Annotated in this window: 27 protein-coding genes; 12 read left to right on the top strand and 15 right to left on the bottom strand. The window is 64.5% G+C overall.

Annotated features, from left to right (window positions below):
- Positions 1 to 68: 68 nt before the first annotated feature.
- On the top strand, positions 69 to 653 hold the full coding sequence (locus tag F8237_RS27835; RefSeq protein ID WP_162006248.1) for a TetR/AcrR family transcriptional regulator: 585 nt from the start codon (positions 69 to 71) through the stop codon (positions 651 to 653).
- Positions 654 to 669: 16 nt separating this feature from the next.
- Here the strand turns inward: F8237_RS27835 and F8237_RS27840 are convergent, their stop codons facing one another.
- Both F8237_RS27840 and F8237_RS27845 read right to left on the bottom strand, forming a co-directional pair.
- A complete protein-coding gene (locus tag F8237_RS27840; protein ID WP_151649404.1) occupies positions 670 to 1,323 on the bottom strand; it encodes a response regulator in 654 nt (217 codons plus the stop codon).
- Between the two features lie 7 nt (positions 1,324 to 1,330).
- Positions 1,331 to 2,713 (bottom strand): sensor histidine kinase, encoded by a 1,383-nt coding sequence (locus F8237_RS27845; protein ID WP_151649405.1) that lies wholly within the window; start codon positions 2,711 to 2,713, stop codon positions 1,331 to 1,333.
- A 213-nt stretch (positions 2,714 to 2,926) separates the two neighbouring features.
- Between F8237_RS27845 and F8237_RS27850 the strand changes: the two genes are divergently transcribed.
- The 5 genes from F8237_RS27850 (at position 2,927) to F8237_RS27870 (ending at position 7,336) form a co-directional block, all read left to right on the top strand.
- Positions 2,927 to 3,757, top strand: a complete 831-nt coding sequence (locus tag F8237_RS27850) for a MotA/TolQ/ExbB proton channel family protein (protein ID WP_151649406.1) — start codon at positions 2,927 to 2,929, stop codon at positions 3,755 to 3,757.
- Positions 3,754 to 4,440, top strand: a complete 687-nt coding sequence (locus F8237_RS27855) for a hypothetical protein (protein WP_151649407.1) — start codon at positions 3,754 to 3,756, stop codon at positions 4,438 to 4,440. Before F8237_RS27850 ends, F8237_RS27855 begins: the two co-directional genes overlap by 4 nt.
- Positions 4,433 to 5,038, top strand: a complete 606-nt coding sequence (locus tag F8237_RS27860; RefSeq protein WP_151649408.1) for a hypothetical protein — start codon at positions 4,433 to 4,435, stop codon at positions 5,036 to 5,038. The genes F8237_RS27855 and F8237_RS27860 overlap by 8 nt, the downstream gene beginning before the upstream one ends.
- A 117-nt stretch (positions 5,039 to 5,155) precedes the next feature.
- A complete protein-coding gene (locus F8237_RS27865) occupies positions 5,156 to 5,896 on the top strand; it encodes a metallophosphoesterase family protein (RefSeq protein WP_151649409.1) in 741 nt (246 codons plus the stop codon).
- Positions 5,897 to 5,902: 6 nt separating this feature from the next.
- Positions 5,903 to 7,336, top strand: a complete 1,434-nt coding sequence (locus tag F8237_RS27870) for a serine/threonine protein kinase (protein WP_151649410.1) — start codon at positions 5,903 to 5,905, stop codon at positions 7,334 to 7,336.
- Positions 7,337 to 7,342: 6 nt separating this feature from the next.
- Here F8237_RS27870 and F8237_RS27875 read toward each other — a convergent pair whose 3' ends face one another.
- Together F8237_RS27875 and rpe are read right to left on the bottom strand one after the other, a co-directional pair.
- Complete coding sequence (locus F8237_RS27875) at positions 7,343 to 7,534, bottom strand: hypothetical protein (protein WP_151649411.1); 192 nt, start codon at positions 7,532 to 7,534, stop codon at positions 7,343 to 7,345.
- Positions 7,535 to 8,035: 501 nt separating this feature from the next.
- Positions 8,036 to 8,767 carry a ribulose-phosphate 3-epimerase gene (rpe, locus tag F8237_RS27885; protein ID WP_151649413.1) on the bottom strand — a complete coding sequence of 244 codons (732 nt, stop codon included), beginning with the start codon at positions 8,765 to 8,767 and terminating at the stop codon, positions 8,036 to 8,038.
- Between the two features lie 221 nt (positions 8,768 to 8,988).
- Between rpe and F8237_RS27890 the strand changes: the two genes are divergently transcribed.
- Positions 8,989 to 9,768, top strand: coding sequence for an EF-hand domain-containing protein (locus tag F8237_RS27890; protein WP_151649414.1), 780 nt, complete (start codon positions 8,989 to 8,991; stop codon positions 9,766 to 9,768).
- A 56-nt stretch (positions 9,769 to 9,824) separates the two neighbouring features.
- On the opposite strand, the gene F8237_RS27895 is transcribed toward F8237_RS27890, so the two are convergent.
- Positions 9,825 to 10,151, bottom strand: a complete 327-nt coding sequence (locus F8237_RS27895) for a Spy/CpxP family protein refolding chaperone (RefSeq protein ID WP_244625988.1) — start codon at positions 10,149 to 10,151, stop codon at positions 9,825 to 9,827.
- A gap of 263 nt (positions 10,152 to 10,414) precedes the next feature.
- Positions 10,415 to 10,942 carry a PRC-barrel domain-containing protein gene (locus F8237_RS27900; protein WP_151649415.1) on the bottom strand — a complete coding sequence of 176 codons (528 nt, stop codon included), beginning with the start codon at positions 10,940 to 10,942 and terminating at the stop codon, positions 10,415 to 10,417.
- Between the two features lie 250 nt (positions 10,943 to 11,192).
- Between F8237_RS27900 and F8237_RS27905 the strand changes: the two genes are divergently transcribed.
- Both F8237_RS27905 and F8237_RS27910 read left to right on the top strand, forming a co-directional pair.
- Positions 11,193 to 11,477 carry a hypothetical protein gene (locus tag F8237_RS27905; RefSeq protein ID WP_151649416.1) on the top strand — a complete coding sequence of 95 codons (285 nt, stop codon included), beginning with the start codon at positions 11,193 to 11,195 and terminating at the stop codon, positions 11,475 to 11,477.
- Positions 11,478 to 11,765: 288 nt separating this feature from the next.
- Positions 11,766 to 13,019, top strand: coding sequence for an MgtC/SapB family protein (locus tag F8237_RS27910; RefSeq protein WP_151649417.1), 1,254 nt, complete (start codon positions 11,766 to 11,768; stop codon positions 13,017 to 13,019).
- 128 nt (positions 13,020 to 13,147) lie between these two features.
- Here F8237_RS27910 and F8237_RS27915 read toward each other — a convergent pair whose 3' ends face one another.
- The 3 genes from F8237_RS27915 to F8237_RS27925 form a co-directional block, all read right to left on the bottom strand.
- On the bottom strand, positions 13,148 to 13,480 hold the full coding sequence (locus F8237_RS27915) for a hypothetical protein (RefSeq protein ID WP_151649418.1): 333 nt from the start codon (positions 13,478 to 13,480) through the stop codon (positions 13,148 to 13,150).
- A 197-nt stretch (positions 13,481 to 13,677) separates the two neighbouring features.
- Positions 13,678 to 14,673: a P1 family peptidase gene (locus F8237_RS27920; protein ID WP_151649419.1), complete on the bottom strand. Its 996-nt coding sequence runs from the start codon at positions 14,671 to 14,673 to the stop codon at positions 13,678 to 13,680.
- 54 nt (positions 14,674 to 14,727) lie between these two features.
- A complete protein-coding gene (locus tag F8237_RS27925) occupies positions 14,728 to 17,508 on the bottom strand; it encodes a PAS domain S-box protein (RefSeq protein ID WP_201280161.1) in 2,781 nt (926 codons plus the stop codon).
- Between the two features lie 267 nt (positions 17,509 to 17,775).
- Here F8237_RS27925 and F8237_RS27930 point away from each other — a divergent pair, with 267 nt between their 5' ends.
- Positions 17,776 to 18,162 (top strand): response regulator, encoded by a 387-nt coding sequence (locus tag F8237_RS27930; protein WP_151649421.1) that lies wholly within the window; start codon positions 17,776 to 17,778, stop codon positions 18,160 to 18,162.
- Positions 18,163 to 18,235: 73 nt separating this feature from the next.
- Here F8237_RS27930 and F8237_RS27935 read toward each other — a convergent pair whose 3' ends face one another.
- The 5 genes from F8237_RS27935 to F8237_RS27955 form a co-directional block, all read right to left on the bottom strand.
- The gene (locus tag F8237_RS27935; protein ID WP_008137550.1) at positions 18,236 to 19,354 is read right to left on the bottom strand and encodes a branched-chain amino acid ABC transporter substrate-binding protein; all 1,119 of its coding nucleotides are present in this window, start codon (positions 19,352 to 19,354) and stop codon (positions 18,236 to 18,238) included.
- Between the two features lie 160 nt (positions 19,355 to 19,514).
- Positions 19,515 to 20,258 (bottom strand): ABC transporter ATP-binding protein, encoded by a 744-nt coding sequence (locus F8237_RS27940; RefSeq protein ID WP_151649422.1) that lies wholly within the window; start codon positions 20,256 to 20,258, stop codon positions 19,515 to 19,517.
- Positions 20,255 to 21,100, bottom strand: coding sequence for an ABC transporter ATP-binding protein (locus tag F8237_RS27945; protein ID WP_151649423.1), 846 nt, complete (start codon positions 21,098 to 21,100; stop codon positions 20,255 to 20,257). The genes F8237_RS27940 and F8237_RS27945 overlap by 4 nt, the downstream gene beginning before the upstream one ends.
- Positions 21,097 to 22,422: a high-affinity branched-chain amino acid ABC transporter permease LivM gene (gene livM / locus F8237_RS27950; protein WP_151649424.1), complete on the bottom strand. Its 1,326-nt coding sequence runs from the start codon at positions 22,420 to 22,422 to the stop codon at positions 21,097 to 21,099. The genes F8237_RS27945 and livM overlap by 4 nt, the downstream gene beginning before the upstream one ends.
- Before the next feature lie 9 nt (positions 22,423 to 22,431).
- On the bottom strand, positions 22,432 to 23,349 hold the full coding sequence (locus F8237_RS27955; RefSeq protein ID WP_151649425.1) for an ABC transporter permease subunit: 918 nt from the start codon (positions 23,347 to 23,349) through the stop codon (positions 22,432 to 22,434).
- 286 nt (positions 23,350 to 23,635) lie between these two features.
- On the opposite strand from F8237_RS27955, the gene F8237_RS36500 reads away from it, so the two are divergent.
- The gene (locus F8237_RS36500) at positions 23,636 to 23,797 is read left to right on the top strand and encodes a hypothetical protein (protein ID WP_167527495.1); all 162 of its coding nucleotides are present in this window, start codon (positions 23,636 to 23,638) and stop codon (positions 23,795 to 23,797) included.
- A gap of 249 nt (positions 23,798 to 24,046) precedes the next feature.
- Complete coding sequence (locus F8237_RS27965) at positions 24,047 to 24,571, top strand: hypothetical protein (RefSeq protein ID WP_151649426.1); 525 nt, start codon at positions 24,047 to 24,049, stop codon at positions 24,569 to 24,571.
- Here F8237_RS27965 and F8237_RS27970 read toward each other — a convergent pair.
- Complete coding sequence (locus F8237_RS27970) at positions 24,533 to 24,925, bottom strand: carboxymuconolactone decarboxylase family protein (protein ID WP_151649427.1); 393 nt, start codon at positions 24,923 to 24,925, stop codon at positions 24,533 to 24,535. The genes F8237_RS27965 and F8237_RS27970 overlap by 39 nt on opposite strands.
- Positions 24,926 to 24,943 lie beyond the last annotated feature (18 nt).

Consider the following 24,943-nt stretch of genomic DNA (forward strand, 5'->3'; position numbering starts at 1 on the left):
CGGCACGGGCGCTTCGGAAAGCACCCATCGCCGGGTAACTGAGCCCTCAGCGGGAACATGGTGCTGGCATGAATGAAGCCGTTATCTTGACGCCGGAGCGGATTCTCGAAGTCACCGAGGACGTGCTGCGGCGTTATGGGCTTGCCAAGGCCACCGTGGTCGATGTTGCCCGTGCGCTCGATGTGAGCCACGGCAGCGTCTATCGTCACTTCCCGAGCAAGGCCTCGCTGCGCGAGGCCGTTGCCAAACGCTGGCTGGACCGCATCGACGCGCCGTTGCTGGCGATCGCCGAGGAGCATGGCCCCGCGCCGGTGCGGCTCGACCGCTGGCTTCGTACGCTGTTCGCCGCCAAGCGTTCGCGCGTGCTCGACGACCCCGAGATGTTCGACACCTATCTGACGCTGGCGCGGGAAGCCTGCGCTGCCGTGAAGTGCCACAAGGACACCCTGATCGACCAGATCGCGGCGATCCTGGCCGATGGCGTGAAACAGGGCGTATTCGCCGTAGACGACGTCAAATTGACCGCGCGCACGATCTTCGACACCACCAGCCGATTCCATCATCCGGGCCACGCCGAAGAGTGGAAGGACGCGGATCTGCAGACGCGTATGGACGCGACCTTGGCGCTGCTGCTGCGCGGGTTGAAGGCCTAGACTTCCTTAGCTTCTCCTAAATCTTCGTCAGTCCGCAGCTCGCCGCCAGCCGCACCAGTTGTGCGTCCGTGCGCGCACCTGTCTTGGTCTTGATCATGTAGTGATAGTTCTGCACCGTCTTCACACTGAGATTGAGATGCGCCGCGATCTGCTCGGTGGTGGCGCCGCCCGCGAACTGGCGCAGGATTTCAATCTCGCGTTCGCCCAGCTGATCCAGCGCTGAACCGGTCGGCGACAGGCTGTCCTCGGCCAGGATATGCGCGATGTCGTCGCTCATGGCACGGTCGCCGCGAGCGATGCTGCGGATCGCGGCGACGACCGCGGACGGTTCGCTGCTCTTGGTGACGAAGCCAGAGGCGCCGGCGCCGAAGGCGGCTTTCACCAACACGGCCTCGTTGTGCATGGTGAAGACGAGAATCCGCGCCCGCGGGGACCACGCCCGGATGTTGCGGATCGCCTCCAGCCCGCTCGCGCCGGGCATCGAGATATCCAGCAGGACAACGTCGGGATCGTGCGCCTTGAAGGCGGCGTAGGCATCCGCGGCGTTGTTGGCTTCCGCCACGACGTGAAGGTTCCCCTGGCTTTCCAGCACGCGCCGGTAGCCTTGCCGCACGATCGGATGATCGTCCACCAGCAGCACGGAGATGCCTGTCGTTGCAACCTCGCTCATCGAGGCCTCATGCGGCGAGCGGGATGGTGGCGGCGACGCTCAGACCGCCTCTGGCGGGCAGGATCGACAGCGATCCGCCGGCGGCGGCCACGCGTTCGCGAATGCCGGTGAGACCGAAGCCGGCTGACTGCGCGACGCGCGCCGCATCACCGCCGCCGTCATCCTCGACGCGGATCAGAAGCGCATCGTCCTCGCCCACGCGCCGCTCGACGCACAGGGAAATCTCGCGTGCCGAGCTGTGGCGCAGCGCGTTGGTCAGACATTCCTGAGCGACGCGATAGGCCGTGGTGGCCGCCGCGCCGCTGATGTCGGTGAGGTCGCCCCTGAGATCGAGCTGGATCGTCGGCCGCGCGGTGCTGTGTGAACGCCAGCTGTCGACGAGATTGACGAGGCTGGCCTCGAGCCCGAGCTCCTCGGGCAAGGGATTGCGCAGGCGCTTGAGCGCATCGCGCAGCGAGGCCATGAGATGATGGGTGGCCTGCGAGATCATGCGCGCATCCTGCGCGATGCCGATATCCTTGCCCTCATCCTTGCCTTCCTTCGCACTCGCCGTCTCGATGGTGTTGGCGAAAGCGAGGATGGCCGAGAGATTCTGCCCGAACTCGTCGTGCAGCTCGCGGGCGAGCGCGCGGCGCTCGTCGTCGCGGATCTCGATCAGGCGCCGCGTCAGCGCCGCGCGCTGCTCGGTCGCTTCTTCCAGCCGGCCGCCGAGCTGGCTGACGGCGCCGCCGATCATCGCAAGCTCCATCGAACGGAAGCGCGGCAGCTTCGTGCGATAGTGGCCGCGCGCCATGCGCTGCAGCGCAGTGACGATGGTGCGCGCCGGCGCCAGCGCATGCGCAATCGCAATCGAGGCCAGCAGCGCGATCGCCACCGCCATCAGAAGCGCGACGTCGATCACGTTGAGGATGTACTCCCAGGCGAGCGAGATCGCGGCCGCTGCGTCCGGTGTCGCGACGACGGCGCCGGCCGCCGCGGCGCGCGGACTGACGGGGCGTACGACCTCGGCGTGGCTGCCGAGGAAGGTCGGCACGATCGAGGCGAACCAGCGCGGCGGCGTCTTGCCGATGCCCTGGCTCTGGCCGCAGAGGGGCTTTTCGAATGCCGCGGCCGGCTGGAACTCGACGCAGACGCCGGGGGAGATCAGCTTCATCATATCGAGGGTGCGCCAGTCCGGAACCGGCAACAGATGCTCGCGCGCTCTGCTGCTGCGCAACAAGAGTTCCTGCCAGTACAGCGCCTGAAGCGCATGCGCGACCCGCTGCGCAGAGGCGGCAGTCGCCCGGTCGACACTGCGATAGGCGTCGAACGTGGCCCACACGGTCGCCGCGCCAAGGCAGAGCGCGACGATGAGAAGCAGACGGGCGACAAGCTGAAGCACGAGGCGCATGCGATCACCCTCAACGTTTGATAGGGTCAGCCTAACAATGCCGCCGCGCCTTGCCAATTGCAGGGTTCGGCAGGATTGCAGGTCGGGCAAATTTCCCAAGCCGGATTGGGCATGGCTCTTTGGACGGGGCGCGGCGGCTTTGATCTAATCGGCGAGGACGCGTTGCAGGGCATTCCTTGCAAGCCAGTCCCTGCAAGCCAGGAGCAGTGCAGCATGAGTTCGATGACGATTGGGCCGATCGCGGGCTCTGCTGCCGACCCGTCCGAGCGCAGTGCGCTGCTGTTCTGGATGATCTTCACCGGGCTATCGGTCTTCGCCGTCGTGTTGCTGTGGCGGTTCGGCCTGATCCGTCTGATGCTGACCTCGGACCGCACCTACATCTCCAGCGTGATCGCGCTGCTCTATGTTCTGACCTGTGGTCACTGCTTCCTGCGCACGCGGGCGATCGCCCGTGAAGGCGCGGCGGCGCGGCGCTGCCGCGCGGTGCTCGCGGCGCCCGGAGGCGGCAAGGCGCTGGAGGCGAGCGCGGCGACGCTGCCGCGCGGGCTGGTGCGGGACCACATCGAGAGCCTGGTGACCAAGGCCGCCGCGCAGGACTATCGGCGGGTCGACCAGACGCTCTTGCTGAGGACACTCGCCGACCGCCTGAGGGGCTCCAACGGTTTCGGTGCGTTCGTCTCGGACACGCTGATGAAGCTCGGATTGCTCGGCACCATTGTCGGCTTCATCATCATGCTGGCGCCGATCGCGGGGCTCGATGCCGCCGACAAGGTCGCGATGCGCTCGTCGATGGGGCTGATGAGCGACGGCATGGCGGTCGCGATGTACACGACGCTGGCGGGCCTGGTCGGCTCGATCCTGGTCCGCATCCAGTACTACATGCTGGATGCCGCGACCCAGCGGGTGTTCTCGGACGCGGTGGTGCTGACCGAGACCTATGTGACGCCGGTGCTGGAGCGCCAAGGCGTTGAATTCAAAGGCGTTGAATTCAAAGGCGTTGAACTCAAAGGCGCAGGGATCAAAGGCGCTGGAACCTCGTCATGATGGACGACTTTGGTCTCTATCCGCGCGAGGAGTCGTTCGATCCGCTGGGCGTGATGCTGTTCAAGGCGCTCCAGGTGATCGCGTTCCTGTTCTTCCTGGCGCTGCTCGCGGTCTCGCCGGATGCCAAGGAAGGCAAGATCGACTCCAAGGCGGAGTTCATGATCACGCTGGACTGGCCGGACAGCCACCCCGACGATCTCGACCTGTTCGTGCAGGATCCCGCCGGCAACATCGCCTGGTATCGCCACCGCGAGGCCGGCTTCCTGACGCTCGACCGCGACGACCGCGGCGGCGCCAACGATTTCATCATGGTCAATGGCAAGAAGATCGCCTCGCCGATCCGCGAGGAGATCGTCACCGTGCGCGGCATCGTCCCCGGGGAATACACCGTCAACGTCTCGCATTTCGCCGCAACGACCGGCGAGCCCGTGACGGCGAATGTGAAGGTGCAGAAGCTCAATCCGACCGCGCAGGTGGTCTTCGACAACAAATTCACACTCGATCACACCGGCCACGAGAAGACGGCGGTGCGATTCCGGCTCGATGCCGAAGGCAAGGTGGTCAATGTGGACCAGCGGCCGAAATCGCTGCTGGAGACGTTCCGTAGCAGCTGGCGCAACGGCGCCGATCTCGACCCGAGTACCGGTGTGAGCAAGAACGCTGCGAGGGTGCGCCGTGACTAATCTGCAGACGGTCATCCTCACGCTGTCGGTGGCCTACGCCGTGATCGGCACGCTGCTGCTGGTCGTTCTGGTCTATGCGCGGCTGCACTGGTCGCTGAAGGCGGTGGCGGTGGTCGTGACCAGCGCCTTCTATGTCGTCAGCTTCACGGAAATGCGCGGACTGCTCGGCTGGGCCAGCGCTGACCGGCTGCCCACGTCCTTCAAGCTGCTCCAGGCGCGCATCGTCGAGCCGCATTCGCTGGAGGGCGACCCCGGCTCGATCTATCTCTGGGTCGAGCAGCTCGACGAGGACAATCGCCCGAGTGGCATCCCCCGGGCCTTCCGCGTGCCCTTCGAAGACAGGCTGGCCGACAAGACCCACGCAGCGCAGAACGAAATCGCGCTGGGGCATCCGCAAGGCGGGCGCGCCGCCGATTTCGGCGGCGGTGACGGCAGCCTGATCGACATGGTCCGGGAATACGTGACGCCGAAGACGATCATGGAGACGACCGGCGGCGATTCCTCGACCGGTGAATTCATTGCGCCGCCGGCCGGCGCGCAAGGCGCCCTGTTCACGCCACTGCCGCCGCCCCGGATGCCGCCAAAGGACGAGCAATAGCCTCTTCACCATCCCCGCGGAGCTGCGCTGGTAAACCGTCCCGCGCTGGCGCATCCTGTTGACCTCCCTCAATTCGGCCTTATCGGCTTCCAATAAGAGTTTGAGGGTGGAGGGTGCGTGCTTCTCGCTGTTTTCTCGGATATCCACGGCAACCGGCAGGCGTTCGAGGCGTGCCTGAAGGCGGCGCGTGCGAAGGGCGCGGAGCGGTTCGTCCTGCTCGGTGATTTCGTCGGCTATGGCGCGGATCCCGAATGGGTCGTGGATACCGCGATGGAGCTGGCGGCCCAGGGGGCCGTCGCCGTGCGCGGCAATCATGATGAAGCCGTCAACACCACTACCGAGACCATGAATGCCGAGGCGCAGATCGCGATCGAATGGACCCGCGGGCGGCTCGACGTCGCACAGCGGCGCTTTCTGGCAGAGCTGCCGATGATTGTGGACGAGAAGGAGCGCCTTTACGTCCACGCGGAGGCTTCACAGCCGACGCGCTGGCACTATGTCCGTGCCACCGCCGACGCGGCCAAGAGCCTGATCTCGACCCCCGCCCATGTCACCTTCTGCGGCCACGTCCATCGCCCCGCGCTCTATTCGATGTCGGTGACGGCGAAGATGACGAGCTTCGTGCCGAAGACCGACGTTCCCGTGCAGCTCCTGCGCGGGCGGCAATGGCTGGCGGTGCTCGGCTCGGTCGGCCAGCCCCGCGACGGCGATCCGTCCGCGGCCTTCGTGCTGTTCGACACGGAGTCATGCGAGATCACCTTTTGCCGCGCGCCCTATGATATCGCTAGCGCTGCGAACAAGATCCGCGAGAACGGCCTGCCGCCCTGGCTCGCCGACCGCCTGTCGCAGGGGCGCTAGAGGCCGATGCCAAAACCGCTGGTCAAATCAGGCGCGGTGATCGACGGCTACACCATCGGCGAATGCGTCCATGCCGGCGGCATGGCGACGCTGTGGACCGTCACCCATCCCGGCATCGACGTGCCGCTGCTGATGAAGATCCCGCGGGTGTCGGAGGGCGAGGACCCCGCCGCGATCGTCTCCTTCGAGATGGAGATGATGATCCTGCCGCGGCTCGCCGGGCCGCACGTCCCGGCCTGCTTCGGCACCGGCGATTTCGCGCACCAGGCCTATGCCGTGATCGAGCGCATTCCGGGCATCACGCTCTACAAGCGGTTGCCGGATTTGCCGCTGCCTTACGAGGAGGCGCGGTTGCTGGTGTCGAAGATTGCGGCCGCGCTGGCCGATCTGCACCGGCAGAACGTGATCCATCACGACATCAAGCCGAGCAGCATCATGTTCCGCGATAGCGGCGAAGCGGTGCTGATCGACTATGGCCTGTCACACCACAACCATCTGCCGGATTTGTTGCAGGAGGAGTTCCGGCTGCCTTACGGCACCGCGCCCTATATGGCGCCGGAACGGCTGCTCGGCTTGCGCGACGATCCGCGCAGCGATCTGTTCTCGCTCGGCGTGCTGCTCTACTTCTTCACGACCGGCGAGCGGCCGTTCGGAGAGGGCGAGACGCTGCGCGCGATGCGGCGCAGGCTGTGGCGCGATCCGCATCCACCGCGCAAATTGCGTGCGGATTATCCGCCCTGGCTGCAGGAGGTGGTGCTGCGGTGTCTGGAGATCGAGCCTGTCCGGCGCTACCCGACCGCGTCCCAGCTCGCTTTCGATCTGGCCCATCCGAACCAGGTCAGGCTGACGGCGCGTTCGGAACGGATGAAGCGCGATCCCTGGAGCGTGGCGTGGCGCCGTCGCTTCAACCAGGGCGTCATGCAGCCGCGGGCCAAGTCGGATGTCGCCGAACAAATCGCGTCGAGCCCGATCCTCGCGGTCGCGCTCGACACGGTGGAAGGTGAGCCGGAGCTGAACGAGGCATTGCGCGTGACCACGGAGCGGATCCTCGCAACGCTTCCGTCAGCGCGGCTTGCCTGTGTCAACGTGCTGAAGCTCAACCGTATCGCCATCGACAAGGCGCTGGATGAGCAAGGCTCCAACAAGCACATCGACCGGCTCGTTGCGCTCCGGCACTGGGCGACGCCCTTGAAGCTGGATGAGAGCCGGTTGTCCGTTCACGTGCTTGAGGCGGTCGATCCCGCCACGGCGCTGCTGGAATTCGCCGAGATGAACTCGGTCGACCATCTCATCATCGGTGCCCGGCAAAACTCGTTCAGGCGTACCTGGCTGGGCAGCGTCTCGGCCAAGGTGGCTGCAGAGGCGACCTGCACCGTCACCGTGGTGCGGCCGCAGCGAATGGCTGCGGCCAGGCCAGACGCGGGCGTGGTGTGGGGATAGGTGGGCTCAGGCCGCGTGAGCGGTGTAGACGGAGCGCTTGCGGCGGATGGGCCAGGAGAACTGGGGGCCGGGCTCGCCGTGGTCCGCGCTGCCGCCGAAATACTGGATGATCTCGCGGCAGGGCTCGCAGTTGAATAGGTTACGCGACGCGGATGCCTTGGTCATTTCCTTCAGGCAGTTCGGGCAATGCGGTTTCATCAGTCTTGGTCCAATCAAGAATTTCAATGCCGGCGCGATGACCGGAACGGGTAATCCAGGTCCGCCGTCTCGGCTCCGGGATCGTCGCGCATCTCGCCTTCGGTGCGTTCGAGCCGGCCGAAAAAATCGTCGAGGCTCGGATGCGGACGCCGCGGGATGCGACACCGGCGCTTCGGTTGACGCTTCACGAGTACGATCTGCACGGTGTCAGATCCGATGGCGAGGGATGTGACGCGCCGAACGTGCCGGGACCTGTATCGGTCCGGCCGATGGGCCAAACACAACAAACGCACTGAAACCGATCCACAACGCCACGCCAGTCCAAACCAGGGTCGTCGTCATGATGTGCTCCCGCGAAAACAGGCAGGAATCACTAACGGTGATTTGCGCGAATCAGGGAAGCCCGGAGGAGTACGGACCTTGGTTGCAATTTTAGGCATTGCGCCCCGCAACTCCCGTAGGAGCCGCAGTTTTGCGGGAGCTGATGTCGCCTGACGCGGCTCAGATCGCTTCGCCGCGGGCCTCCAGCGCTGCGCTCCGGATCGCCGCGATGTTGGTCTTGTAGGCCTCCTGCGTGCCGCCCTTGAACACGGAGGTGCCGGCGACGAAGGCGTTGGCGCCGGCCGCGGCGAGGGGGCCGGCGACGTCGGGGCCGACACCGCCATCGACCTCGATGTCGATCGGACGTCCCGCTGTCATCGCGCGGATGTCGCGGATCTTGCCGATCGCGGAGGGAATGAAGGCCTGGCCGCCGAAACCGGGATTGACCGACATCACCAGCACGAGGTCGACGAGGTCGATGACGTATTCGAGCACGCTGATCGGCGTGCCCGGGTTGAGCGAGACGCCGGCCTTCTTGCCGAGGGCACGGATGGCCTGGAGCGAACGGTGCAGATGGGGACCGGCCTCCGCATGCACGGTGATGTGGTCGCAGCCGGCTTTCGCAAAGGCCTCGAGATAGGGGTCGCAGGGCGAGATCATCAGATGCGCGTCGAAGATCTTCTTGGTGTGCGGGCGCATCGCCTTGATGACGTCGGGGCCGTAGGAGATGTTCGGAACGAAATGCCCGTCCATCACGTCGAGATGGATCCAGTCGGCGCCGGCGGCGTCCACCGCCCGGACCTCTTCGCCGAGCTTGGAGAAGTCGGAGGCCAGGATCGAGGGCGCGATGGCCAGGGGCGGGGGGCGAAGGCTTGGGTCATGGCGCGGTGTCCCGTGGCGGCCGTGAAAGATGATGCTCGCCTAACATGGGCCTCTCAGCCGGGCAATGCAGGGGCGGTGAGCTTCCTGTGGGCGGAAATTTCTGCCGCGCCCGGCACGAATTGCCGGTGTTTCCGGGCCGTCCGGGGCGCAGTGAAGGCGGATTTCATTGAGCTTTTCGCGCTGGCACGACGCTTGCTGACTTCACCGCCAGAACATTGGCTGCGGCGTGCCGCATCGGTTGGAGTTGTGCAATGTTGTTCGCCCTTGGTGCCGTATCGAGCGCGCTCGACGCGATCCAGTCGCTGACGAACTCGAAATCGTCCTCTTCGACGCAGAAGGCGGGCTCTTCGCAAAAGACGGCGACCGATCCGTTCGCGATCGACAGCGATAGCAACACGACGACCGGCGCGACCTCGTCGGTCAATGCGGGCAAAACTCCGCAGATATCTCCGGAGACGATGAACGCGCTGTTCGCCGCGCAAAGCCAGTCGTCCACCAGCACGAACAGTACCGCCAGCTCGACCTCATCCAGCTCGACCTCCTCGACATCGACCAGCCGGGATGCGGCGCTGAAGGACCTGTTCTCGCAGATCGATGGCGACGGCGACGGCAAGATCACCAAATCCGAGTTCGAGAACGCGCTGGGAGCCGGCGGCACCAACCTCGCGAAGGCCGACGACGTCTTCTCGAAAATGGACTCGAACTCCGACGGCAGCATCAGCCTGGACGAGATGTCGAAGGCGCTGAAGAGCGGCCATCACGGTCACCACGCGCAGGGCGCCAGCGGTTCGGGCGATGGATCGGATTCTTCGTCGTCGTCGAGCGGCGGGTCGACATCGACCACGACGACCGCCGCCGACGGCTCGACCACCACCACCGTCACCTATGCCGACGGCTTCAAGATGTCGACGACGGTCCCCGGCGCGTCAGCCACCGGCACCTCGCCCTACGACTTGTTCGCCAAGATGATGCAAAGCCAGTCGCAGGGCTCGTCGGGGTCTACGTCCTCTTCGATGTCGATGAGTGTCTGAGCCCACGGGCGTGAGCGAAGAGTGATGCGTGATTCACACGCATTGGATCGACGCCATTAGTCTCGGCGATACAGTGCGGCGGCAAAGCGCCGCTTTTGCGGATCGTCGAGGCTGTTGTAGAGCGGCTGAGCGGCATCCGCGAGCTTCTTTTGCGCGTTTGATCGGTCGATCTGCTCATCGGCTTCCTTGCGCATGCCGTCAATCAGATCGACGTTGTCCGGCTGCTTGGCGTGCGCGTTTCGCCAGGCGAGGCGCTGTTCAGCCTGGTTCTTCCACGTTTCCACGACGGCCGCCTCGAAAGCTGGCCAGTTCTTGTCCTGCTCGGGGGTAAGGCGCAGGTCCGCCTTGAGTTGAGCAGCGCGGGCGGCTGCCTGGTCGGTCATCTGGCTCGCCGTCAATTCCGGCCGATCCGAGCGGTCCCGCGCGCCCGCCGATCCCGTAAGCGCCGTACCGATCAACAAGACTGCAGTTGTCAAGAGAATTGGTGTCTTTCGCATGGCGTGCTCCTTTGGAAGACGTTTGAATGATGATGCATCGCGTGTGCTGCCGCGATCACCGAGCCCGAGTTGATATTGGTAGGCCGCGCTGGCGGGGCCGCAGCCCTTGGCCAGCGCGTACGTGCAACCGGTCGAGATGAGCGCGGCAATCAGTTGTAGCCGAACTGCGGAAGCGCTTTGACCTGATCGGCGGTGAGGTTGATCACCGCATGATCCGGATACCATTGCTCGTTGGCGCTTTGGACCGGCCGCGTGGTGGTCGCGGCGCCCGTCGTTGCCTGAGGAGCGGTCTCCGCAGGCTTCGTTGAAGCCGTCGACGTCTGCGTGCTCGATGCCATTTTCGCTTCGATAGGCTGGTTGACGAACTTCAGCTGATCGAAGCTGACCGCCACCATACGCTCGCCGAGGCCGAGAAATCCTCCGACACCGAGGATCGCGGTCTGGATCTTGCCGGTTGGATCGGTCAGCACTTCGGAGATGTCGCCGAGCTTTTCGTTGTTCTGGTTGTAGACGTCGAGACCGATCATCTTGGAAACCCACCACTGTCCCTTGTAGGGCTGTGTTACGCTGGCTGAGTTGGCTTCGGGCCGTGTTGTCGTGGCCGGTGTTTGCGCCATGACCGCGCTGGTCAACAAGCTGGCCGCGATAGCTCCGAGTACGATGAGCCTGGTCTTCATAGGATTGCTCCGGAATAGACCTTCTCGTGATTCCGAGAAGGTGCCTAAGCGTCAGGTATTGCAGCGACGCTGCGTGCCTTGTGCGCTTCGCATCGACTACTCGCCGGAGTCTGGATCGTTTCGGGGCTGGCTGCGAATACTTCAAGCAATGGTGAGCAGTATTGACCAGAGCATCTGCGACGCCAGCATGTATGATCGGACGTGTGGAGTGACTGACAGCCGGAAATAAAATTCATTGGAGCGGCAGTTGATGGTCAATAGAACCTTGTCGTTCAATCTAATTTGCGGACTGCTGTTGATTGCCGTCGCGTCATCCGCGCCAGCGCAAACGACGCTTTCTGTTGCCAGGGCAGATGCGCCGCTTCCTCGGGCAAGGTCTTGGACAGCGTCGAATTTCGAAGAGGGCCTGACGCTGTGTTTGATTTCCATCAAACCTGATTCGCTCAAGCGCGCGATGCTCGTCCCGGCGTCGCGTGAGTTGCAACGACCCCAACGGCATTGGGAGGCGAGCTATGTCACAGGGGATACCAGTTGAGCAGTACCGCGCCTATTATGTGTGGGACGCCCCGACGAGATGGTTTTATGTTTCGTCAGCTCGCAGGCTGATACCGAGGCTGCCGATGTTGCGAGAGAAAGTCGGGAGATTTCGGACCGGCCTGATGAGAAGCTCCATGAGTTGTTTGCTTGGCATTTCGGGTCTCAGATTACGACGCAGTTCGAACGCGCCTCTCACCGTAATCCTGCTTGTTCCCATCAACACGTTCTACCTGGAGGACACGCTGTGCGATACGCGCAGTTGGCCTGCCGCCCGAGCTGACGTCGGATGCCCCTGATCGAGCCTGTAGTCCTGAACCTGGCGGTTGCGCTCGGGATCGGTCTGTTGATCGGCGTCGAGCGGGAACGCCGCAAGGGATTCGGTCCAGCGCGTTCACCGGCCGGAATACGCACTTTCGCAACCGCGTCTCTTGCCGGCGCCGTCAGCTTCGCGGCTGGCGGTCAGATCTTGTTTTCAATTGTGACCGCGGGTGTCATCGCTTTGGTCGCGGTCGCTTATTGGCGCGGCCATGAAGACGATCCCGGGCTTACGACCGAGATCGCATTGACAGTAACCGTTCTGCTCGGTGGACTTTCGATGCAACTCCCCGCCCTTGCTGGCGGCCTCGGGGTCGTCGTCGTCGTCCTCCTCGCTGCAAAGTCTCGGCTTCACCGGTTCGTCAGGTCCATTCTCAACGAAAATGAACTTCAGGACGCCCTGACTTTTGCAGCAGCAACACTCGTTGTTCTTCCGCTCGTACCGGATCGACAGATGGGACCTTACGGGTCTCTCAATCCGCATGCGATCTGGCTGATCGTCGTCCTGATCATGGCGATCAGTGCGGTGGGGTATGTTGCCGTCCGCCTGCTCGGCAACCGGTTTGGGCTTCCGATCGCCGGTCTCGCCTCGGGCTTCATTTCGAGCACCGCGACCATTGCCGCGATGGGTGCACGCGTGGCGAAGGCGAAGGATACGCAGCCCGCCGCGGTCGCGGGTGCTGTACTGTCGTCGATCGCTACAATCGTCCAGATGGCGCTCGTTCTTGCCGCCACGAGCACGGCGACCCTTCTCGCGCTCGCTGTTCCACTTGCGTGTGCGGGGTTGGCGGCCTCGCTTTACGGGGCGTTCTTCACCGCTCTTGCATTTCGACAGACGGCGGAGGTCGACCTGCAAACAGGACGCGCGTTCAGCATTTCAACCGCGTTTGTGTTCGCCTTGACGTTGTCGGTCATCCTCCTGGCTTGCGCGGCGCTTCGGGACGCGTTTGGTGAAAACGGCGTCATGATTGGCGCTGCTGTCGCCGGCCTCGCAGACACACACTCTGCCGCGATCTCCGTTGCTTCGCTCGTTGCATCGGGAAAGCTCACGCCGAATGATGCTGTCTTACCGATCCTTGCCGGACTTTCGACCAACACGGTCAGCAAGATGGTCCTTGCGGCTTCGAGCGGCGGAGTTTCGTTTGCCCTTCGCGTCATCCCGGGATTGCTCCTGGTCGCGTTTGCCGCATGGGCAGCGGCATTCTACAACCTGTTCGTGTGGTGAGCCGACCCGTCTGACGCGCCCCTCTTCGAGTCCTCAGCACAGGATCGGGATTGGTTTTCATCGCGTTCAGGTTGACGTTTGAACACGAGCTTTCTGGAAAGCGGCAGCACACTTATCCACATCACACTCTAGTGATGATCCCGTCGTTGATCCCTGGCGGCTTCTTTTCCGAGCGCGCTTTGCACCGATCTTTTCAAGTCGTGAATAGCGCCGTGAATCGCCTTTTCCATGGTGCTATCCAGATGCGTCACCACGATCGGCTCGCAGCCGTCGCGGCGCGCCTCGATCATGCAGCTCTTGTCGTCGTGGCCGCTCTTGCGACCGGCGGCGTCGCTGAGGTGTACATCGATCCGCCTGAGGCGGTCTCCGTACTGGTCCAGCGCGGCGTGCACCTCGGCCTTGACCTCGGCGAATGACTGCTCGCCGCTGGTGGTGCCGGCCGTCCTGACCTCGATCAACATCTTCTCTCCGTCTCGATATCGCGCGGAAGACGTCGCGCATGACATTATCCGGCGTCCCCTGGCAGGCTGTCCCGCTTCGAAATGGACACTAAGCGCGACGCGGACCGGGCGTGTGGTCAATTGTGCTCATCGGCCACCACGGCCGTGCGCACGATGTCGAAAGCCTTGGAACGTCCTCGGACTGATTGGTCACGAAGCTATCCAAACCGATCTGTCCACGCCGGCAACGCACCGGGGAACGGCAGGGCCGTCGCGTTGTAGACGCCGCGTGCGATCGCGCGCGCAACCACGTTGGCGGCGACCGTGCCGAGCTCGGTGAGACCGACCAGCGGCTCGACCGGTTTCTCGCAGGTCGCGGCAGCGAACAGCACATCTCCGTCGGTCGGTGCATGCACCGGATAGATCGCGCGGGCAAATCCTGTATGCGCGATCATCGCAAGCCGCTTGGCCTGCGCCTTGGTCAGCGTGGCATCGGTAACGACGAGGCCGATCGTGGTGTTTTCGCGCGCGCTCGCGGCCGGGCCGCCCTTGATGCGCATCGCCAGCATGTCCTGCGTGAATTTGGGCGGCAGGCCGCGCCCGCCGAACTCGCCGTTGTCTTCGAACGGCGCCGCCCAGAACCACGGCCCTTCGCCGACGGTTGCGCTGCCGACGGCGTTGACGACGATGATTGCGGCGACCTTGATGCCGTTGGCCAGCACGGCCGACGCCGAGCCGAGCCCGCCCTTGAAGGTCGCGGTGGTGGCCCCCAGGCCCGCGCCGACGCTGCCCAGCGCGAAATCGTCGCCAGCGGCCACTGCCGCGGCGTAGCCGAGGTCGCGATAGGGCGCAAAGCGTCCCCAATTCTTGTCGCCGCCATTGAGCAGGTCGAACACGATCGCGCCCGGCACGATCGGGATCACCGCCTCGCGGATCCGAAAGCCGCGGCCTTGCTCGGCAAGCCAGGCCTGGATGCCGCCGCCGGCATCGATGCCGAAAGCGGAGCCGCCGGACAGCGCAATCGCGTCAACGCGTTCGACCGTGCTGGCAAGGTCGAGCATCGCGTCCTCGCGCGTGCCGGGGCCGCCGCCGCGCACGTCGATTGCCGCGACCGCCGGCTGGTCGAAAATGATCGCGGTCGTGCCCGAAGCGAGCTTCGCATCATGGGCATGGCCGACGCGGACGCCGGCGATATCGGTGAGCAGATTTTTCAAGGCCGGCACTCCATGCGCTGCAGCCGTCAGCGATAGCGCACCGATGCCGCGGGCTCAACTCGCCAGCGCCGTTCTGAGCATCCTAGCGAGCTCGGACTTGCGGTAGGGCTTGGCCAGCAGCAGCACGCCGGAATCGAGCCGGCCGTGATGGACGATGGCGTTTTCGGTGTAGCCCGAGGTGAACAGCGTCTTCAGGTCGGGGCGCCGCCGTGCCGCCTCGTCGGCGAGCTGCCGGCCATTCATGTTGCCGGGCATGATGATGTCGGTGAAGAGCAGGTCGATGTCCTCGTCGGCGTCGATGATGACGAGAGCTTCGGCTGCGTTGGCCGCTTCCAGCGCGGTATAGCCGAGGCTCTTGACCTGGGTCATGACGTACTGCCGCACCAGCGCGTCGTCCTCGACGATGAGGATTCTCTCGTCGCCGCCAGTGATGGGCACGTTCTGAAGCGCCTCGTACTCGGTCTCCTGCACGCCGCTCGAGCGTGGCAGGTAGATCTTCACGCTCGTGCCGTGGTCTTCTTCGCTGTAGATCTTGACGTGGCCCCCCGACTGCTTGACGAAGCCGAACACCATGCTGAGTCCGAGGCCGGTCCCCTTGCCGACTTCCTTGGTCGTGAAGAAGGGATCGAACACCCGGTCGATCAGGTCAGGCGGAATGCCCGTGCCGGTGTCGCTGACCGCGATCATCACGTAATTGCCGGCGACCACGTCGGGATTCATGCTGGCATAGCCGTCGTCGAGGAAGACGTTGCGGGTCTCCAGCACCAGGGTGCCGCCGCCGGGCATGGCGTCGCGCGCATTCAGCGCGAGATTGAGGATCGCGGTCGAGAGCTGGCCGGGGTCGATCAGGGCCGGCCAGGCATCCTCGGTGAGTTGCGGCATGATGGTGATCTGCTCGCCGAGGGTCGGATGCAACAGCTTGGCAGCCTCGAGCGTCAGCGCGTTGACGTCGATCTCGCGCGGCTGAAGCGGCTGCTTGCGGGCAAAGGCGAGCAGGTGCTTGGTCAGTTGCGCGCCGCGCTCGGCGGCGTCGTCGATCAGCTTGGTGATGGCGGCGAGTTCGGGGCGGTCGGCCACGGCGTCCGACAGAATGCCGATCGTGCCGGTGATGACGGTCAGCACGTTGTTGAAATCGTGGGCGACGCCGCCGGTCAATTGGCCGATCGAGTCCATCTTCTGGACTTGTCGAAATTGGGCCTCGGCGGCCTGCTTGTCGGTCAGATCGCGGCCGATGAAGAAATGGCGCTTCACCGGCTCCGACCAGGTGCCCATCCAGTTCAGCGTGACCTCGTGACCGTCGTCGTGATAGTAGCGTGCCTCGAAGCTGCGCTTGACCGCGCCACGCCGCGCCGCACGCATCTCGTTGCGTGTCTTGTCGAGATCGTCGGGGTGAATGAACTCGGTCGCGCTGTGTCCGATCATGTCGTCCGGGCTATAGCCGAGAATGTCCTTCACGCTGGGGCTGACCTGGATGAAATTGCCAAAACCGTCGGTGACCAGGATCAGATCCTGCGAGGTCTCGAAGATGCGCCGGCGCTCTTCGGTCTCGCGGCGCAGCTTCTCCCTGGCTTGTTTCTCCTCGGTGATGTCATGGGCGATCTTGGAGGCGCCGATGATCTCGCCGCTGTCCGATCTCAGGGGCGAGACGTTCAGGACGACGTCGATTTGACGTCCGTCCTTGCGAATGCGGACGGTTTCGTGCTGGGCGATCGACTCGTTGCCGCTGATGCGGTTGAGGATGCCCCTGGCTTCAGCTTTCCGGTCTGGCGGCACGACGAGGTAGATCGACTGGCCTACGGCCTCGGCGGCGGAATAGCCGAACAGATGCTCGGCAGCCTTGTTCCAGCCCGTGATGACGCCGTCGAGCGACTCGGTGATGATGGCATCGTTGGAGGACTCGACCACGGCGCCGTAAAGCGCCAGGCGCTTGCCGTAGAAGTCGCGATCCGAGGCCGATTGCTGCCGCAATCTGCCGACCAGGCCGATCGTGTGCGCCTGGAGGCGGACGTTCTCGATCAGCAGGACGGCAAGCACGAAGCTCGCAGCGCAAAGGCCGTAAAGGCGGCCGGCGTAGAAGCCGAGATCGTAGCGGGCGACGTTGACGATTGCCGACAGTGCGATGTCGAACAGCCAGGCGCACATCGTGACCATGAGCCAGACGTCGATCACGGTGTGCGGCCTGCGGAACCACAGCGTGATCAGCGCCGCGAAGCTCAGGGACCAGACGAACGAGACCACGCCGATCATGGTGGTGGTGTAGTGGCCATCCTTCAGCAGGACCGGCAGCAGGCCGTGCTGCGCAGTCACGAGCCAGCCGAACACGGTCATCGCAGCGAGCACGCCGGCGACGGAAAGTGTGACCGCGGATGCCGTCGAGCCAGCGATCCTGTTCCCGCCATTGCCGTCCTTCAGCCAGCCGTAAGCCAGCACGAACAGCGGGAAGCCGCCATGCCAGATCATGTAAAGCCAGACGGTGGTTTGCGAGCCGGCACCGAGCAGTCCGGCCGGGGCAAACAGCCCGGGGAAGGTGAAGGCGTGCGTCGCCGCGGCCGCCGCCGTGAATAGGTAGCCGGTCGCCAGCAGCAACAGCGCACGGCTGCGCAGCATGGCGAACTGCGACAGCAGCAGAACGGCGGTGATGATGTCGCTGACCGCGAGCGCCGACTGGTAGCTCGCCACGAACGCCGGTACCTGCGCCAGCGGCGTACCTGCAAACGGCACGGCTAGCGCAAACAGGATCGCGGAGATGCCGACGATCGCCAGGGCCGCCGTGCGATCGCTCTGCGTGGCCGGCAAGGTCGAAAGGAAGGTGCTCCGGTCGGCGGGGGCTAGCACGTTGATCTCTCGTAAGCCGGCATGGTGACCTCGTACGTCAATCTCTTCCGTCCGGGACAGCAGCTTCCGTCATGGTAGCCTGTTCCGGGCGCGCATCCTGACAGAAAGCGCTTGCGACTCAACCGAGGGTTACAGCTTACTTAACTTGGAGGGGAACGCGGAACAGGTATCTGGTAAGGGGTGATTTACCGGACGAACTCATACTGCCTTGCCGCTCTTCTGCAGTGTATTGAACCAATTAATGATACGAATTCGGGAGTTGTTCCCATGCCTCGTGTCCTCGTTGTCGACGACCAGAAGGGCGTCCGTGCCATGGTCGCGATGGTGCTTCGGGTCAACCATTATGACGTAGTCGAGGCCGAGAGCGGTGCGGAAGGGTTGAGGGCGTTTAGCGAGAGCGCTTTCGACGCAGCGATTGTCGACATTTTCCTGGCCGAGACCAGCGGCGTCGATGTCATGGCAACCATTCGGGAGCGTGTTCCGGGGTTTCCGATCGTGGCTGTCTCCGGCATGACCGCGCTGGATTTCGTGGGCGAGGCGCCCGATCTGGGCGGGGTCGTCTGCCTGCAAAAGCCGTTTCGGCCGAGCGATCTGCTGCAAGCGCTACGGAAGGCGCAGGCTGCGGCGGGTGGGGAACTGTCGGCTGCCGTCTGACGCTGCCGTCAAACGAAACGCCCCGGCGAGCCGGGGCGTTGGTTGGTCGGGCTAAAAGGTCAGCCTGGCTGCCTCAGGTCCCGTTGCCCTTGATCTCGGCGTAGCCGCCCTTGGCGTCCCACTTGTAGACGACGTAGTCGAGCTGCTTGATGTCGCCCTTGGCGTCGTACTCGATCGGGCCGATCACGGTGTCCCACTTGCCGGCCTTGATCGCCGCCATAACCTTCTTGGCGTCGGTGGTGCCGGCCTTCTTGGCCGCCTGCGACCAGACCTGCATCGCCGCGTAGGTGTAGAGCGTATAGCCTTCGGGGTCGATGTTCTTGGCCTTGAAGGCGTCGACGATCTTCTTCGCGGTCGGCTTGTTGCGCGGATCGGGGCCGAAGGTGAACAGCGTGCCTTCGCCGGCGGGGCCGGTGATGGAGGCGTACTCCTTGTCGGCGAGCGCGTCGCCGGCCATCAGGATCGTCTTGAGGCCCTGGTCGCGCATCTGACGCAGGATCAGGCCGCTCTCCTGATGGTAGCCGCCGACATAGACGAGGTCGATGTTATCGCGCTTCAGGCGCGAGACGATCGCGTTGAAGTCCTTGTCGCCCTTGTTGTAGGACTCGTACATCTTCTCGGTGATGCCGGCCTTGTTGAGCGCCTTCTTGGTCTCGTCGGCAAGACCCTTGCCGTAGGTGGTCTTGTCGTTGAGGATCGCGATGTTCTTGCCCTTGAAGTTCTTGGCAATGTACTGCGCCGCGACCAGGCCCTGCTGATCGTCGCGGCCGCACACCCGCGCCACGTTCCACAATCCGCTGTCGGTGAACTTCGGGTTGGTGGAGGCGGGGGTGATCTGGAGCACGTTGCCGTCGGCATAGGCTTCCGAGGCGGGAATCGACGACGACGAGCAATAGTGCCCGGCGACGAACGGCATCTTCGCGCTGGCGATCTTCTCGGCGACAGAGCGGGCCTGTTTGGGATCGCAGGCATCGTCCTCGACGGAGAGCGCGAGCTTCTTGCCGTTGACACCGCCGGCCGCGTTGATGTCGGCGACGGCCATCTCGGCGCCGTTCTTCATCTGGCGGCCGAAGGCGGACTCGCCGCCGGTCATCGGGCCTGCGACTGCGACGGTGACATCCTGCGCGAACGCCGCGCTCGAGAGCGCGAGCGACGCGCCGAATGCCAGACCGATGAGCTTCAGTGATTTCATGAGATACCTCGCGGATGGTCGCCTGTGGGAGTTGCCGGGTGCGCCCGGTCCAAACCGGCGCCATTCTTGAATGAATTCGGTGAGAAGTCACCGGCAAAATACGGGCATTGGCGGAGATATCTCGCCACATTCGGCCGCACTTGATCCGGCTTTGGGCCGCTCAGCCGTGCCGGCCGCCTTCCAGATAGGCGGCGCGAATTTCGGGGCGCTGCAACAACTCGGCGCCGGTCCCCGCCAGCGTGATCAGGCCGTTGACCATGACATAGCCGCGATGGGCGAGCTTGAGCGCGTGATTGGCGTTCTGCTCGACGATCAGCACGGTCAGGCCGTCCTGCCGGTTCAGGGTGCGGATCGCGTCGAAAATCTGGCGGGCGATCAGCGGCGCCAGCCCGAGCGAGGGCTCGTCGAGCAGGAGCAGGCGGGGACGGCTCATCAGGGCGCGGCCGATCGCCAGCATCTGCTGCTCGCCGCCGGACAGCGTTCCGCCGCGCTGGGCATAGCGTTCCTTCAGCCGTGGAAACAGCGAGAACACGCGCGCCAGCGTCGCCTCGCGTTCGGCATTGGTGCATTCGGTGGCGTCCGCCCCCATCTGGAGGTTCTCCGCCACGCTCATGCGCGGGAAGATGCGGCGGCCTTCCGGCGATTGCGCGATGCGCAAATGCGCGATCTCGTGGGTCGGAACGTCGGTGATGTCGCGGCCTTCGTACAGGATCTGCCCCGAGCGGGCGCGCGGCTTGCCGAAGATCGTCATCATCAGCGTCGACTTGCCGGCGCCGTTGGCGCCGATCAGCGCCACGATCTCGCCGGCATTGATCTCGACGTCGACGCCCTTCAGCGCCTCGATCTTGCCGTAGGCGGCGCGCAAGGACCGGATCGCGAGCAGGGGGTTGGGCGACGACGTCATGACCCGCCCTCCATCACGGCCACGGCTTCGTCCTCGTCGGTGCCGAGATAGGCGGCGATCACCTTGGGATCGTCGCGGACCGCGCGGGGTGATCCTTCCGCGATCTTGACGCCATGGTCCATCACCACGATGTGGTCGGAGATTTCCATCACCACCGACATGTCGTGCTCGATCAGCAGGATCGAGGTGCCGAGCTCGTTGCGGATCGAGAGCAGCAGCTCGCTCAGGGCGGCGCTCTCGCGCGCGTTGAGGCCGGCGGCGGGCTCGTCCAGGCACAGGAGCGCAGGTTCGGTACACATCGCGCGCGCGATCTCGAGCCGGCGCTGGTCGCCATAGGCGAGATTGCCGGCCGCGTCGTCGGCACGGTCGAGCAGATTGATCCGCTTGAGCCAGTCGGTGGCAAGATCGATCGCGTGCTTCTCGGCGTCGCGGTACACCGGCGCGCCGATCAGGCCGAGAAAGGTGAAGCCGGAGGCGCGCATCAGCGCGTTGTGCTGCGCCACCATCAGGTTTTCCAGCGCGGTCATGCCGGGAAACAGGCGGATGTTCTGGAAGGTGCGGGCGACCTTGGCCTGCTTGGCGATTCGGAAATCGTTCAGCCGCTCCAGCGCGATCGTCGCGCCGTCGTCATGGGTGAGGCGGATGGTGCCGCCGCTCGGCTTGTAGAAGCCGGTGATGCAGTTGAAGACGGTGGTCTTGCCGGCGCCGTTCGGTCCGATCAGCGCGGTGATCTTGTTGCGCTCGGCCGCCAACGACAGGTCCTGTACGGCGACGATGCCGCCGAAGCGCATGGTCAGCCGGTCGACGGCAAGAATCTTGTCGCTCATCTTGTCGCCGCTCATCCGTGCCCTTCCTTGACGAGGTCGGAGGAGATCGCCTGCGCCTTGGTCAGATACACGGTCGGCGCGCGATGGCCGATCAGGCCGCGCGGTCGCCAGATCATGATCAGCACCATGGCCATGCCGAACACCAGCATGCGGTAGGTCTCGAGGCTGCGGAACAGCTCGAAGCCGCCGATCATGGCGAGTGCGGCGAGTGCCACGCCGAGCTGCGAGCCCATGCCGCCGAGCACGACGATGGCGAGCACCAGCGCCGATTCCTGGAAGGTGAAGGATTCCGGGCTGATGAAGCCCTGGCGCGTAGCGAAGAACGCACCGGCGAAGCCGCCGAACATCGCGCCGGTCGCGAACGCCGTGAGCTTCGTCGTCGTGGTGTTGATGCCGAGCGCGCGGCAGGCAACTTCGTCCTCGCGCAGGGCTTCCCAGGCGCGCCCGATCGGCAGGCGGCGCAGGCGGATCGTCACCCAGTTGGTGAGCAGCGCCAGCGCCAGGATCAGATAGAACAGGAACACGATGCGATGGGTCGGCGAGTATTCGATGCCGAGTCTCGCGGCGAGCCCGCTATCGCTGTTGTCGAGCGGAATGCCGAAAAAGGAGGGACGCGGAATGCTGGAGACGCCGTTGGGCCCGCCGGTCAGTTCCTGCCAGTTGATGATGACGAGACGGATGATCTCGCCGAAGGCGAGCGTCACGATGGCGAGATAGTCGCCGCGCAGGCGCAGCACGGGAAAGCCCAGCAGCACGCCCCAGAACGCAGCCAGGATACCCGCGAGCGGCAGGCAGACCCAGAACGACCAGCCGAAATTGGTGGCAAGCAGCGCGTAGGAATAGGCGCCCACCGCGTAGAACGCGACGTAGCCGAGATCGAGCAGGCCGGCGAGCCCGACCACCACATTGAGCCCCCAGCCCAGCATCACATAGGTAAGGACGAGGATCGCGAGGTCGAGGATGTAGCGCTGGTCGTAGAAGATCACGGGCACCAGCAGCGTGAATATCAGCAGAGCCGGCGCGAGGTAGCGGCCGATGAAGGACATGCCGGTTTGCACCGCGGGCGGAATCAGCTTCTCGGTGCCCGCCGGGCCGATCCACTGTCGCAACAGCTCGATCACGATCGAGCCGCCGAATACCGCGGCGACGAGGGCTGCGACGTCGCCGAAGCGCGTCCAATAGGTGAGCTGGCCGTCGGAGCCCGCTTCGGTGCGGATTCCGACCATCAGCGAGAACAGCACCAGCGCGATCAACGCGTTGACGAAGGCCGTTTTCAGGAGAGCGGGGATGCCGGCGGAGCGGCTTGCGGAGGCGGTCTTTGGCGAAATGACTGTCACGCGCGGCCGTCAGACTTTTTCGACTTCGGGACGGCCGAGCAGGCCGGTCGGCATGAAGATCAGTACGACGATCAGGATCGAGAACGCCGCGACGTCCTTGTACTCGACCGAGAAATAGGCCGACCAGAACGTCTCGATCAGGCCGATGGCGAGGCCGCCGAGCATGGCGCCCGGCAGCGAGCCGATGCCGCCGAGCACGGCGGCGGTGAATGCCTTAATGCCGGCGACGAAGCCCATGAAGAAATCGACCAGGCCGTAATAGAGCAGGTACATCAGGCCGGCGACGGCAGCGAGCGCCGCGCCGATCACGAACGTCATGGAGATGGTGCGGTCGACGTCGACGCCGAGCAGCGCAGCCATGGTCTGGTCCTGCTCGCAGGCGCGCATGTCGCGCCCGAGCCGGGTGCGCGACACCAGCCAGGTGAAGATCGCCAGCAGCACGATGGTGGTCACGACGACGATGATCTGGATGTTGGAGAGCTGGATCACGAAGCCGTCGGCGCTCTCGTGCAGGGTATAGCCGCCGGTGATGACGGGCGGGATCGGTTTGACGCGGGCGCCCTGCGCCACCTGCGAATAATTGGTGAGCACGAAGGACATGCCGATCGCCGACAGCATCGGGGCGAGGCGGAAGGAATGCCGCAGCGGGCGGTAGGCGATGCGCTCGATGGTCCAGCCATAGAGCGCGGTGATCGCCATCGAGACCAGCAGCACGATGAGCAGGATCACCGGGATTGCGGTGAGGCCGGTCGAGATCAGGAGGAGGAAGGTGATTAGGGCGATGAAGCCGCCGATCATGAAGACGTCGCCATGGGCGAAGTTGATCATGCCGACGATGCCGTAAACCATCGTGTAGCCGATCGCGATCAGGCCGTAGATGGAGCCGAGCACGAGGCCGTTGATGAGCTGCTGGGCGAAATAATCCATAGGCTGCCGTTACCCAAACCTGACGCGGCTCACAGGGAGCTCTGTGAAGAGTGTTCTCGTTTCTTCTTGGGCCCCGGCAGCCCCTAAGTCTTCGTCCGGTTTTGTAACAGGAGGGAACTGGCGGCTGCAACTGGCCCGGCCTCGGCATAAAGGCTTGTACAGGGTCATTTCGTTACGGATGTCGTCTCGAGGTTCCGCAGGCGCGAGAAACCGGGTTCCGCGTAGCAACCAAAATCGGTGCGGGCCGTTGCCGCTGTACTGACGTCCAACAAGGGAGTTTCCCGACATGACGAACCAGCAGAACCAGAATCCGGGCCAGCAGGGCCAGAACCCCGGTCAGCAACAGGGTGGCGGCCAGAAGCCCGGGCAGCAGCAGCAGGATCCGCAGCGCCAGGGCGACAAGCCCGGCCAGCAGCAGGGCGGGCAGCACCGTCAGGACAACAAGTAATCTGGGAGCCCAATAATCTGGGAGCCCAAGACATTTGGGAGCCCTGGACAGAAGGCTCGTGAAGAGAGGCCCCGCCGAAAGGCGGGGCTTTTTCTTGGGACGCTTATTGGGCGGCCGCTTCTTGGGCCACGCAGTCCACAGGGCAGTTAAGGTAAACAAAGGGTTTAAATTGCCGCCCCAGTCCGATGCGAGTTAGCTCCCGGCAAAGCCTTCTGACGAAGGCGCGTGAGTGGCGAAGCGGGAAGCGGCATGTTCAGGAATTGGCGGATCGGCTCGGTCAACGGCGCGCTGCTGGCGGCCTATTTCATCCCGGCCTGGACCATGGTCGCCTTCAACATCATGGTCGCGCCGGTGCACGGCCTCTACGAGCGGCCGAGCGTCGCGGTGGCGCTGTTCCTCAGCGACCATCTCCAGATGGCGGGGATGGACACGGTGCGCGCGGCCTGGCTGCTGGCGCTGGGCCGGCTGACGGTCGTGGCGTTCTTTGCGATCTCCCTTGCACTTCTGTGCATCCCGCGTGTCCGCAGGAACGGCGGCAGCGACGAGGCGCTCGGCATCGCACTGGCGATCGGCAGCCTGATCTCGTTTGCCAGCATGGTGATGGCCTCGAAGGTCGGCGAGTTGGCCGCCCTCCGCCTGCACGCCACGGAATTGCTGTTGCTGCTCGGCGCCGCCATCGTGGTGGTGATCGAACGGCCCGCGCCGGCGCCGAAGACCGTCGAGGCTCCAGCGCCGCTAGCTCTTGAGCAGACCGAGCTCCTGCACAATCGCTGAGGCTTCCTTGACGGCGTGGTTCACCGCCGGCACGCCGCAATAGATCGCCTGCTGCAGCAGGATTTCCTTGATGTCGTCGGGGGTGAAACCGCCCTCGGCGAGCGCCGCACGCACATGCAGGCGGAACTCGTCCCATTGCCCGAGCGCGACCATGGTGCCGATCACCAGCACCCGCCGCGTGCGCTCGTCGAAATGCGGCCGTGTCCAGATCTCGCCCCAGGCATAGCGCGTGATCATGTCCTGGAAGTCGGTGTTGAAGGCGTTGCGGCCCGCGATCGACTTGTCGACCCAGGCATTGCCGAGCACTTTTCGGCGCATGGTCATGCCGGCATCGCGGCGCTTCTGGTCGTCCATGGTGGCTCCTCCGGTGAG

Source organism: Bradyrhizobium betae, from assembly GCF_008932115.1.
Classification (GTDB): domain Bacteria; phylum Pseudomonadota; class Alphaproteobacteria; order Rhizobiales; family Xanthobacteraceae; genus Bradyrhizobium; species Bradyrhizobium betae.